Source organism: Haloferax massiliensis (assembly GCF_001368915.1).
Lineage (GTDB): Archaea > Halobacteriota > Halobacteria > Halobacteriales > Haloferacaceae > Haloferax > Haloferax massiliensis.
Window position 1 is genome coordinate 989,746 of sequence record NZ_CSTE01000002.1, and the last position, 9,822, is coordinate 999,567.

Annotated in this window: 12 protein-coding genes and 2 pseudogenes; 9 read left to right on the top strand and 5 right to left on the bottom strand. The window is 68.3% G+C overall.

The features are described from left to right. From BN996_RS09070 to BN996_RS09080, 3 genes and pseudogenes are all read left to right on the top strand, one after another. Positions 1-333 (top strand): annotated as a pseudogene (locus BN996_RS09070) (exonuclease); the annotation flags it as partial. Further along, complete coding sequence (locus BN996_RS09075; RefSeq protein ID WP_089778396.1) at positions 330-572, top strand: KEOPS complex subunit Pcc1; 243 nt, start codon at positions 330-332, stop codon at positions 570-572. The pseudogene BN996_RS09070 and the gene BN996_RS09075, both read left to right, overlap by 4 nt. Then, complete coding sequence (locus tag BN996_RS09080) at positions 565-1,230, top strand: 30S ribosomal protein S3ae (protein WP_089778398.1); 666 nt, start codon at positions 565-567, stop codon at positions 1,228-1,230. Before BN996_RS09075 ends, BN996_RS09080 begins: the two co-directional genes overlap by 8 nt. 120 nt (positions 1,231-1,350) lie before the next feature. On the opposite strand, the gene BN996_RS09085 is transcribed toward BN996_RS09080, so the two are convergent. Next, on the bottom strand, positions 1,351-1,797 hold the full coding sequence (locus BN996_RS09085) for a cupredoxin domain-containing protein (RefSeq protein ID WP_089778400.1): 447 nt from the start codon (positions 1,795-1,797) through the stop codon (positions 1,351-1,353). A 166-nt stretch (positions 1,798-1,963) separates the two neighbouring features. Here BN996_RS09085 and BN996_RS09090 point away from each other — a divergent pair, with 166 nt between their 5' ends. Continuing rightward, positions 1,964-2,635 (top strand): protein sorting system archaetidylserine synthase, encoded by a 672-nt coding sequence (locus tag BN996_RS09090; RefSeq protein ID WP_089779895.1) that lies wholly within the window; start codon positions 1,964-1,966, stop codon positions 2,633-2,635. A 16-nt stretch (positions 2,636-2,651) separates the two neighbouring features. Here the strand turns inward: BN996_RS09090 and BN996_RS09095 are convergent, their stop codons facing one another. Both BN996_RS09095 and BN996_RS09100 read right to left on the bottom strand, forming a co-directional pair. After that, positions 2,652-2,915 carry a hypothetical protein gene (locus tag BN996_RS09095; RefSeq protein WP_089778402.1) on the bottom strand — a complete coding sequence of 88 codons (264 nt, stop codon included), beginning with the start codon at positions 2,913-2,915 and terminating at the stop codon, positions 2,652-2,654. Positions 2,916-2,988: 73 nt separating this feature from the next. Next, a complete protein-coding gene (locus BN996_RS09100) occupies positions 2,989-3,264 on the bottom strand; it encodes a DUF7111 family protein (protein WP_007273463.1) in 276 nt (91 codons plus the stop codon). 120 nt (positions 3,265-3,384) lie between these two features. Between BN996_RS09100 and BN996_RS09105 the strand changes: the two genes are divergently transcribed. Next, positions 3,385-3,735: a DNA-binding protein gene (locus BN996_RS09105; protein WP_089778404.1), complete on the top strand. Its 351-nt coding sequence runs from the start codon at positions 3,385-3,387 to the stop codon at positions 3,733-3,735. A 3-nt stretch (positions 3,736-3,738) separates the two neighbouring features. On the opposite strand, the gene BN996_RS09110 is transcribed toward BN996_RS09105, so the two are convergent. Then, positions 3,739-4,881: an acyl-CoA dehydrogenase gene (locus BN996_RS09110; protein ID WP_089778406.1), complete on the bottom strand. Its 1,143-nt coding sequence runs from the start codon at positions 4,879-4,881 to the stop codon at positions 3,739-3,741. A gap of 117 nt (positions 4,882-4,998) precedes the next feature. On the opposite strand from BN996_RS09110, the gene BN996_RS09115 reads away from it, so the two are divergent. Beyond that, a complete protein-coding gene (locus BN996_RS09115; RefSeq protein WP_089778408.1) occupies positions 4,999-6,075 on the top strand; it encodes a phytoene/squalene synthase family protein in 1,077 nt (358 codons plus the stop codon). A gap of 209 nt (positions 6,076-6,284) precedes the next feature. Continuing rightward, on the top strand, positions 6,285-7,133 hold the full coding sequence (locus tag BN996_RS09120) for a cytochrome c oxidase subunit 3 (RefSeq protein ID WP_089778410.1): 849 nt from the start codon (positions 6,285-6,287) through the stop codon (positions 7,131-7,133). A 106-nt stretch (positions 7,134-7,239) separates the two neighbouring features. Here the strand turns inward: BN996_RS09120 and BN996_RS09125 are convergent, their stop codons facing one another. Then, the gene (locus tag BN996_RS09125) at positions 7,240-8,898 is read right to left on the bottom strand and encodes a potassium channel family protein (RefSeq protein WP_089778413.1); all 1,659 of its coding nucleotides are present in this window, start codon (positions 8,896-8,898) and stop codon (positions 7,240-7,242) included. A gap of 53 nt (positions 8,899-8,951) precedes the next feature. On the opposite strand from BN996_RS09125, the gene BN996_RS09130 reads away from it, so the two are divergent. Both BN996_RS09130 and BN996_RS09135 read left to right on the top strand, forming a co-directional pair. Then, positions 8,952-9,296: a hypothetical protein gene (locus BN996_RS09130; RefSeq protein WP_089778415.1), complete on the top strand. Its 345-nt coding sequence runs from the start codon at positions 8,952-8,954 to the stop codon at positions 9,294-9,296. Between the two features lie 175 nt (positions 9,297-9,471). Continuing rightward, positions 9,472-9,822: pseudogene (locus BN996_RS09135) on the top strand (CDP-alcohol phosphatidyltransferase family protein); the annotation flags it as partial.

Sequence of the window (9,822 nt, forward strand, 5' to 3'; positions counted from 1 at the left end):
GCGACCCACGCCGCGCTCCGCGAGGCGACGACGGGCCGTTACGAGCGCCTCTACGCGCTCTCCTGTGACCTGTCGTCGCCGGGGCGGCTCGCCACGGTGGCGAGGCTCGCCCGCGACTTCCGCTCGCCCGAGCCGACCGTTCTCGCGGTCGGCGTCGGTGCCGCGGCCCTCGTCTCGACCGGCCCCGCCGGACTGGACGAGGACCTCGCCGCGGCCGCGAGCGACCTGCCGGACGCCTCGGCGACCGGGTCGCCGTCGGAGGCGACGATGACGTTCGACTCCGCGGCGGAGTCGAGCGACGTCGTCGCGGCCGTCAGGGAGGTGCGCCGATGACCCGGCGTGCGACCCTGCGGACGACCCACGACGACCCCGGCATCGTCGCCGGCGCGCTCGTCCCGGACAACACGGAGTCGATGCGCACCCGAGTCGAGGGGGACGAACTCGTCACCACAATCGAACGCGATTCGACCGGCGGCCTACACGCCACGGTCGATGACTACGTCGTCAACGTGACGGTCGCCGAGACCGTCATCGAAGCCACACGAACGCACACAGACACTAACCATGAGTGAACGATCCGTCTCCAAGCAGAAGCGCGGAAAGCGATGGTACACCGTCATCGCTCCCGAGAATTTCGACCGTAAGGAACTCGGTTCGACCTTCGCGGACGAACCCGAGAAGATCAACGGTCGCACCGTCGAGTCCACCCTCGGCGACCTCAACGACGACCAGGGCGCGAACAACGTCAAGCTCACGTTCAAGATTACCGACGTGGGCAGCGACGCCGCCTACACCGAGTTCATCCAGCAGGAGCTCACCCGAGACTACCTCCGTAGTCTCGTCCGCCGCGGCGCGTCCAAAATCGAGGCCAACGTCACGGCCATCACCAAGGACGACTACCGCGTCCAGGTCCAGCCCGTCGCCTTCACCACGAAGAAGGCAGACCGCAGCCAGGAACACGAGATCCGTCGCATCATGACGGAGCTCACCCGCGAGGCCATCACGGGCCACACGTACGACGCGCTCACCGAGAGCGTCGTCGAGGGTCGCCTCTCGTCGGCCATCTACGGCGACGCGAAGGTCATCTACCCCCTGCGCCGCGTCGAGGTCAAGAAGTTCTCCCTCGAAGCCCACCCCGAAGAGGTCGAGGCCGAGGAGGAAGCCGCCGTCAGCGTCGACGAGGACGACGTCGCAGTCGACGTCGACGAGGACGAAGCGACCGAAGCGTAAGCCCGTCTCGCCGACGGCTCGACTTCGAAGTTCGACTTTTTCGCCGACTGCGCTCCGAGCGGGAGAGACGTCGCTCTCCGGTCAGGTGCTAAATCCCGGAACAGACACTGCGCGCCGAGCTTACTCCTCGACGACGATGGTGCCGACCATGCCGGCCTGCTCGTGGGGGATACAGAGGTACTCGTACTCGCCGGGCGCGTCGAAGGTGTGGGTGTACGTCTCGCCGCTCCCGATGAGCCCGCCGAGCGAGTTGGAGTAGGCGTCGCGGGCGGCCTGTTCGGTCTCGTAGCCGCCGCTGGCGAAGAACGCGGCTCCCTCGGGAAGGGTGCCCTCGTAGGCGGTGACGGTGTGGCCGCGGGAACTCGTGTTCCGCCAGACGACCTCGTCGCCGACCTCGACGGTCACCGTCGGCGGGTCGAACGCGACCGCGGTCATCCCGATGTCGAAGTCGTCGCCCGACGCGGTCAAGGTCGCACAGCCCGCGAGGCCGGCCGTCGCGGCCGCTCCAGCCGCCGCGAGGAACTGGCGTCGCGTCCGACCGTCGTCCGAAGACCCGTGGTCTCGCATGGTCGCCTCTCGGGACGCGACCGATAAATGTCGCATGGTTCGCCCGCCGAACCGCCGAGCGGGAGGGAAAACGCCGCTCTCGGCCGGCTCGGACGGCGACGACGAGAAGCCGGCCGCCGGCGGACGGAACGTAAGAGGGAAAGGGCAGGTGCGCAATCGCATCGGTATGAGACCCCGATTCGTCGGTCGGTTGGGCCCCGCCGACGTGGTCACCGCCGGGAACGCGGCGCTGGGCTTCGTCGCGGCGGTGTTAACCGCGGTCGACGTGCACCTCGCCGCCAAGGTCATCCTGCTCGCCGCGATGGCCGACGGTCTCGACGGCGTCGTCGCCCGACGCTACGGCGGGACCGACGCCGGGCCGTACCTCGACTCCCTCGCGGACGTGGCCTCCTTCGGCGTCGCCCCCGCCCTGCTCGTCGTCGCCGTCGTCCGCGAGATGTGGGGCTTCGACCGTGTCCGGGTCGTCGCCGGCGTCGGCGTCGCCGCGCTGTTCGTCGCGGCCGCGGTCGTCAGACTGGCGCTGTACACCGCCTACGACAGCGGGTCCGACGAGACGATCGGGGTGCCGACGACGCTCGCGGCGACGATTCTCTCCGCGGGCGTGCTCGTCGGCTTCGTCGAGCCGATGTTGCTCGTCGGCCTCTCGGCGATTATGGCCGCGCTCATGCTCTCTGACGTGTGTTACCCGGACCTCCACGCGCAGGACGCGCTCGTCATGGGCGCGGTGCAGGGCCTCGCAATCGTCTGCTCCGGGACGGTCGGCGAGGGGTTTTCGTTCGGCCTGCTGTTCTTGGCGCTGGGCTACCTGTTTCTGGGCCCGCGGTTCTACTGGGGCTGACCGGACGCTACCACCCCTATCGACGGCGGTCGAACAGTTCCGGGACGAAGAGCGCGACGACCAACACGAGGGCGGCGGCGACCAGCAACACGAACGGCCCCAGTTCCGGTTCGACGCCGACGGTTTGTGCGGCACCGCGCGCGACCGGGGTCGTCTGCGACTCGATGCGGGAGCCGACAGCGCCGGTCGCGCCGACGCCGATGCCCGCGGTGATAAGCGCCGGCGGACCACCGGTCTTCGCGGCGCGGCGCGCTCGCTGGAGAAGTCCCTCGCCGGGCATATCGGCAACTCACAGCTGCGCAGGGCAAAAGTGATTCCCCGTTAACGAGTGGATTCGCGGCCGACCGCCGGTGTCACATCCCCATGTCCGCCGCGTCCTCCGGGACCGGCAGGTCGTGCGGCGAGACGCCGAGGAGTTCCGCGGCGTGGTCGAGTGCCATGTCGAACCCGTAGTAGCGTTCGAGTTCGTCGCCGTCGACGGTGGGGCGGACCTTCAGCATCGCGTAGCCGTCGACGTTCTGGGCGACGGCGGCGGTTCGGCCGTCGCGGTCGAATTCGAGGACGCGCTCGGAGTCGGTGACGTAGTACCGGGCGGTGACGCCGTTCGCCTCGGCGGTTGCGTCGGTCATGCGAGCCGCTAGGGAGCACGGCCTGTCTAAACTACCGGTTCCGGCGGGCGGGAGACGGGACCGGGCGAGCGGCGGACCGCGGAACGAAAGTGACGTGTGTCCCTCCGCCGAGGAGGAGGTATGTGGTTTCAGAGCGGCCGCCGCCGGGACCTGTGTGCCGTCCTCTACGACGCGGGCGAACTCCGCGGACAGAAGCTGAAGACCCGATTGGAACGCTACTACGACCTCCGAATCGACCCCCAGTCGTTCTACGGGACGCTCGACGCGCTCGTGGAGTCGGGACACCTCGAACGCCGGACTGAAGGAATCTACGACGTGTACGCCCTCACCGACGCGGGGGCGGGCCGGGTCGAATCGTACTACGAATGGCTCGCGGCGCGAGTCGAAAACGGGGAGCGACGGACGGCCGACGCGGACGAGGTGGGCGACGCAGCGGGCGCGGCCGACGCTGGCGGCCCGGTCGTCGACTGACGGTTACTTCTGGAGCCAGTCGCCGACGGTGTTGCGGAGAATCTCGCTCGTCCCCTCGTAGATTTCGTTGAGCTTCGCGTCGCGGTAGTAGCGCTCGGCGGCGAAGTCCTTCGTGTAGCCGTAGCCGCCGTGAATCTGGATGCCCTCGTTGGCGACTTCGCGGCTGATTTCGCTGGCGTAGAGCTTCGCCTGCGCGGCCTCCTTGACGAACGTCTCGTCGCGCATCTTCAGGTCCGCGGCCTTGTGCATGAGGAGCGTCGCGGCCTGCACCTTCGTGTCCATGTCGGCCAGTTTGTGCTTGATGGCCTGGAAGTCGCCGATGGGCTGGTCGAACTGCTCGCGCTCGCCGGCGTACTTCACGGCGTCGTCGAGGGCGGCGCGGGCGATACCGATAGACCGCGCCGCGATGGTGATGCGGCCGCCGTTGAGCGTCTTCAGCGCCTGCACGAAGCCGTCGCCCTCGTCGCCGAGGAGCCGGTCTTCGGGGATGCGCATGCCGTCGAAGCGGAGTTCGGCGGTCGGACAGCCCTTGTCGCCGAGTTTGTGCTCCGTGCCTTCCACGATGAAGCCGTCGTCATCGTCGGGCCGGACGACGAACGACGAGATGCCCTTGTTGCCCGCGTCGGGGTCGGTCTTGGCGAACAGGACGACCGTGTCGGCGACCGAACCGTTCGAAATCCAGAGCTTGCCGCCGTCGACGACGTACTCGTCGCCGTCTTTCTTCGCCGTCGTCTCCATGGCCGGCACGTCGCTTCCCGCGCCGGGTTCGGAGAGCGCGAACGCGCCGATATCGGTACCCTCGTTGAGCGGCGTCAGGTACGTCTGCTTTTGCTCCTCGTTTCCGAACTCGTAGAGCATGTTGCCGGCGAGGCTCGTGTGGGCGGCGACGATGGTGCCGAGGCCGCCGGAGCCGCGGGAAATCTCTTCGAGGCCGATGGCGTAGGAGTGGTAGTCGAGGCCGGCACCGCCGTACTCCTCGGGGAAGGGCATACCCATCAAGCCGAGTTCGCCCATCTCGCGCACGAGGTCGGCGGGGAACTCGTCGGTCTCGTCTATCTCCGCCGCGCGAGGCTTGACCTCCTCGTCGACGAACTCCGAGACCATCTCCTTGATTTGCTTCTGCTCCGCAGTGAGCGCGAAGTCCATACGTGAGTCTGTCATCGACTATGCTTATGTTTTCTCCTGTACCGCCGACGAGCGCCGCTGGGGTCGGTCCCCCACGAGACTTTTTATCCCCCCTTCCGTAATACGGGTACGCTTCGAATGTCTCGACACGCCGATGCCCGGCCACCGGCAACTGATGACGACCTCGATTGGTGTCACGATGCAGTTCAGGGGGTCTCTCGGACCTTCGCCCTCACGGTCGACGTCCTCGACGAACCGATGGCGTCGCACATCTGTATCGGATATCTCCTCTGTCGAATCGCCGACACCGTGGAGGATTCGTCTTCAATCGCGCCCGACGAGCAGGCACACCTCCTTCGACTCTACGACCGCGCGCTCGACCCCGACGACGACACCACCGTCGACGAGTTCGTGACCGCTGTACAGCCGCACCTCCCCCCGGAGGGCGAACAGTCCGACGACTGGATGGTCGTCGCCAACACCGCTCGGGTCTTCCGGACGTTCGAGGCGCTTCCGGAGGACGTGCGGGAGGCGGTCACGCCGCCGGTCCGCGAACTCGTCTCGGGCATGGCGATGTTCGTCGAACGCTACTCCCAGACCGGCGGGCTCCGCATCCAGTCCCGCGAGGAGTTAGAGGAGTACTGCTACTACGCCGCCGGCACCGTCGGCAACCTCATCACGAACCTCGTGACCCGCGGCAACGTCGACAGCGAGCGCCGCTCGCGGCTCTACGACACCGCCGAGGAGTTCGGCCTGCTCCTCCAACTCGTGAACATCGCGAAGGACGTCCACGACGACTACACCTCCGAGAACAACGTCTACCTCCCCGCCGACTGGCTCGACGACGCGGGCGTCCCCCAAGAGGAAGTCGTCTCGCCCGAGCACAACGACCGGACGGCCTCAGTCGTCAGGCGGACCGCCGAACACGCCAAGTCGTTCCTCGACGACGCCCAGACCTACTTGGAGACGGTGCCGCTCCGCGAGGGCAACACGCTCGCCGCGTGGGCGATTCCGTTCCTGCTCGCGGTCGGGACGCTCCGCGAACTCGTCGCCAACCCCGAGCACGCGGTGACGGGCGAGGGCGTCAAAATCTCCCGCCAAGAGGTGTTCGCCGTCGTCACCGAGATGAACGGGTCCGGCTCCGAGTCGCTGGCGGAGATGCGCGAGACCATCTCGCGACAGCCGTTCCACCGGGCGACGACGAACGCCGACTGACCGACGCACCCGCACCGCCGGGCCGCGGCTCCGTTTTCGCGTCTCTTCTCGCGTCGAGCGCCGCCGAACGCGCCGAGCAACCGACCCTCGTGAGCGTCCCGTGTCGGAGCCGTCGCGGTCGCCGTCGGAACCGCGGTTCGAGACCCATGCGGTCCCGTGACGAACGCAGTTTGGGAGGATTTTTAGTAACCCAAGCATAACGGGCGTCTATGAGTACCGAAGAAGCACACGACGACCACGGCCATCACCTGCCGGCGGTTCAGGACTGGCCGCGCGGCTTCGGCGAGGCGAGCTGGTGGCCGTTCGTCACCGCCGTCGGTGGCGCGGGCATCTACGCCGGTGCCGGGCTGTACGTCTTAGGACAGGACGGAATCGTCGGTCAGACGGCGGGTCCCGCCGTGTTCATCGGCAGTATCTTCCTCTTCCTGGCCGGACTCTACGGCTGGTTGTACCACGCGTTCGTGAGCCACTTCTGGTCGCGCGACGCGAGCCAGAAGAGCGCATCGAAGCTCCGCTGGGGCATGATTGCGTTCCTCGGCTCCGAACTCGGGACGTTCGGCGCGCTGTTCACGTACTACTTCTTCATCCGCGCGGGGACGTGGCCGCCGCAGGAGCTACCGGAGCTAACCGGGTCGTTAGTGTTGGCCAACACCGCAATCCTCATCATATCCAGTTTCACGCTCCACTGGGCGCACGTCGCAATCCGCGAGGAGAACCACCGTAACTTCGTCCTCGGCCTCGCGGTCACGCTCCTGCTCGGCGTGATATTCATCGGCGGGCAGGTGTACGAGTACTACGAGTTCATCGTCCACTCGAACTTCGCCATCACCGACGGCATCTTCGGGTCGGCGTTCTACGGCCTCACCGGCCTGCACGGCCTCCACGTCAGCCTCGGCGCGGTGCTTCTCGGTATCGTCTTCGTCCGCGCGCTCCGCGGGCAGTACTCCGCCGAGCGTCACGTCTCCGTCAGCACGGCCTCGATGTACTGGCACTTCGTGGACGTCGTCTGGATCTTCCTCGTCGTCGTCCTCTACGTCGGCGCGGAAGTCGGCGCGTAACGCCACCGTCCGTCGCCGCGACGCCGCGGCACCGATTCTTTCGAACCGCTCTTTTCCGAGAGCCGCGACCGTCGACCGACGGCCGGACCGACCCGTCAGCGGCCGCTCACCCGAACTGTTCGTTGAACCGGTAGATGTCCTCGTCGACGCCGGCGACGACGAGGTCGTCGTCCGCTTCGACCCGGAACGCCGGCCCGATTTCGGTAACGAGTTCGCCGCCTCGCTCGACGGCGATGACGGTGCAGTTCGTCCGAGCGCGAACGTCGGCCCCGGCGAGCGTCCGCCCCACGAGGCCGGGCGCGTGCGTCCGGACGATTTCTATCTGGGACTGCGGGGCGATGACCTCCTCGTCGAGCACCGTCGAGGCGAGCATCCGCCCGGCGACCGTCGACAGCGCGAGGACGTAGTCCGCGCCGGCGCGGTAGAGTTTGGCGATGCTCTCGGTCTCGTTGGCGCGGGCGATGACCTCCGTCTCCTCGGAGACGCGCTCGGAGACGAGGGTGGCGAAGACGGCCGTGGTGTCGTTGTCGAGCGCGAGGAGGACGCCGCGGGCCTCGGAGACGTTCGCCTCGGCGAGCGTCTGGGGGTCTGTGATGTCGCCGACGAGGTCCACGCCGGGCTTGTCCCGTTTGTCGACGACGAGGTGCGGGACGCCGGCGCTCGCCAGCGTCTCGGCCGCGGTGGAGCCGACCTCGCCGTATCCGGCGACGATGACGGTCCCGCGGCGGAAGCGCCGCGCCGACGACAGCGTCAGCGCGCGGAGCTCTTCGAGTTGCTTCTCGCGGCCGACGACGAGCAGGATGGTGTGTTCGTCGATGACGGCGTCGGGGGCGGGCGGGGAGACGAACTCGCCGGAGAACCACGCGCCGATGACGTTGACGCCGGTGACCTCCCCGATGCCGCTTTCGGCGATGGTCCGGTCCTCGACGGGGCTCCCGCGCTGGACGAGCAACTCCGCGACCTCGAAGTCCTCGCCGATTTCGATGGCGTCGCCGAGCTCGGAGGAGATGGACGTGGTCGCCTTGCCCGCGAGGCTCTCGCCGAGGAGCCGGCGCGGCGAGACGACCCGGTCGGCCCCGGCGTAGCGGTGGTAGTCGGCGACCTCGGGGTCCTCGATGAGACTGACCACGCGGGCGTCCGGCGCGGCCTGCTTCGCGGCGAGGATGACGCTCGCGTTCGTCTCGTCGTCGTCGTCGGCGACGATGGCGAGCGCCTCGGGCGCGTTCGCCGCCTCCAGCGACTCGACCTCTTCGGGGTCGCCGTGGACGACCTCGTAGCCCTCGCCGTACAGCTCCTCGGCGCGGTCGCGGTCGGCTTCGAGAATCACGTAGGGGACGTCCATCGAGTCGAGTTCGTCGACGAGGGCGTCGCCGCGCGGGGTGAACGTACAGATGACGACGTGGTCCGTGTGCGTCGACGCCGTCGGCGGCGCGGTCCGCAGGGCGTCTTCGACGAGGGGAACGAGAAACAGCGGGAGCGTGAGGAAGACGGTCGTGACGCCCGTGAGTTGCATCAGAATCGACAGCGCGAGCAACGGCGGATGGTCGACCCAAAACCGGGTCTGTTCGCCGTAGCCCGTCGTCGTGAACGTCTCGACGACGACGTGGACCGCCTGGAGGAAGGAGATGTCCTCGCCGGCGAAGAAGCCCGCCGCCCACTGGTACGCGATGGAGAACGTGAGCATCAACAGCCCGGCACCCGCGAGATAGCGGCCGAGTCGCCGCTTCGCCTTCGACAACCCGGGGCCGTCGCCCGAAATAGACATACACCCGCTATGACCGCCGGTGGCTAAAAGCGTCCTGACGCGGTAGGTGCTCCATGACCCGCCGCCGAGACGCCGCGCTCGCCGGAGCGATGTTCGTCCCCGTCGCGGCCGCGGCGGTGCTCCTGCGTCCCCCGGTGACGGCCGAGCCGGTCTTCGTCGGCGTCGTCGGGGCGCTCGCCCTCGAAATCGCGCTCTCGGTGCGGGCGTCGAGCGTCCGCAAACTGTGGGAACGACGGGGCGTGCGAGTCGCGTCCGTCGCGCTCGCCATCGTCGGCACCGCCCTCGGCGTCGTCGCCTTCGGGCCGACGTCGCTCCTCGTCGTCGCGGCCGGGCTCTCGACGTATCTGCTTCTCCTCGGAGTGGTCGAACTTCGGAGTCGCCGCTTCGGTCCCGAGTGACGCCCCTGATTCGGCCCCGCGGAGCTGTTACGCGAGGAATACTTAACCGACGTCCGTACCCCAGTACGGGTATGTGTAGCACACCGTCCGACCGCCGAGGCGACAGCCGACGACCGTGACGCTCTCGGCCGACGGGGGTGCGACCCCACCGCCGACCCGCCGGACGAGACGCCGCGTGCTCGAAACCGGCGGCGCGGCGGCCGCGGCCACGCTCGTGTTCGGCGGACTGCTCGCCACCGAGTGGGTGTGGCTGGTCTCGCGCGCCGACCCCTCGCCCGAGACCGCCGCCGCGACGTGGGCCGCCGGGACCCTGCTCGTCGTCGTCGGACTCTGCGCGTACGCCTACGCGAACGCGGACGAGAACGTCGCACTCGGCGACGGACGCGAATCCGAGTCGGCAGAACCGGGCCGCCCGTACGACAGCCTCGGAGTCCCGACCGCGGTCACACTCACCCGCGGGTTTCTCGTCGCGGGCGTCGCCGGCGTGGCCGGCGTGGCGCTCCACGGGCCGCTGAGTCCGTCGTGG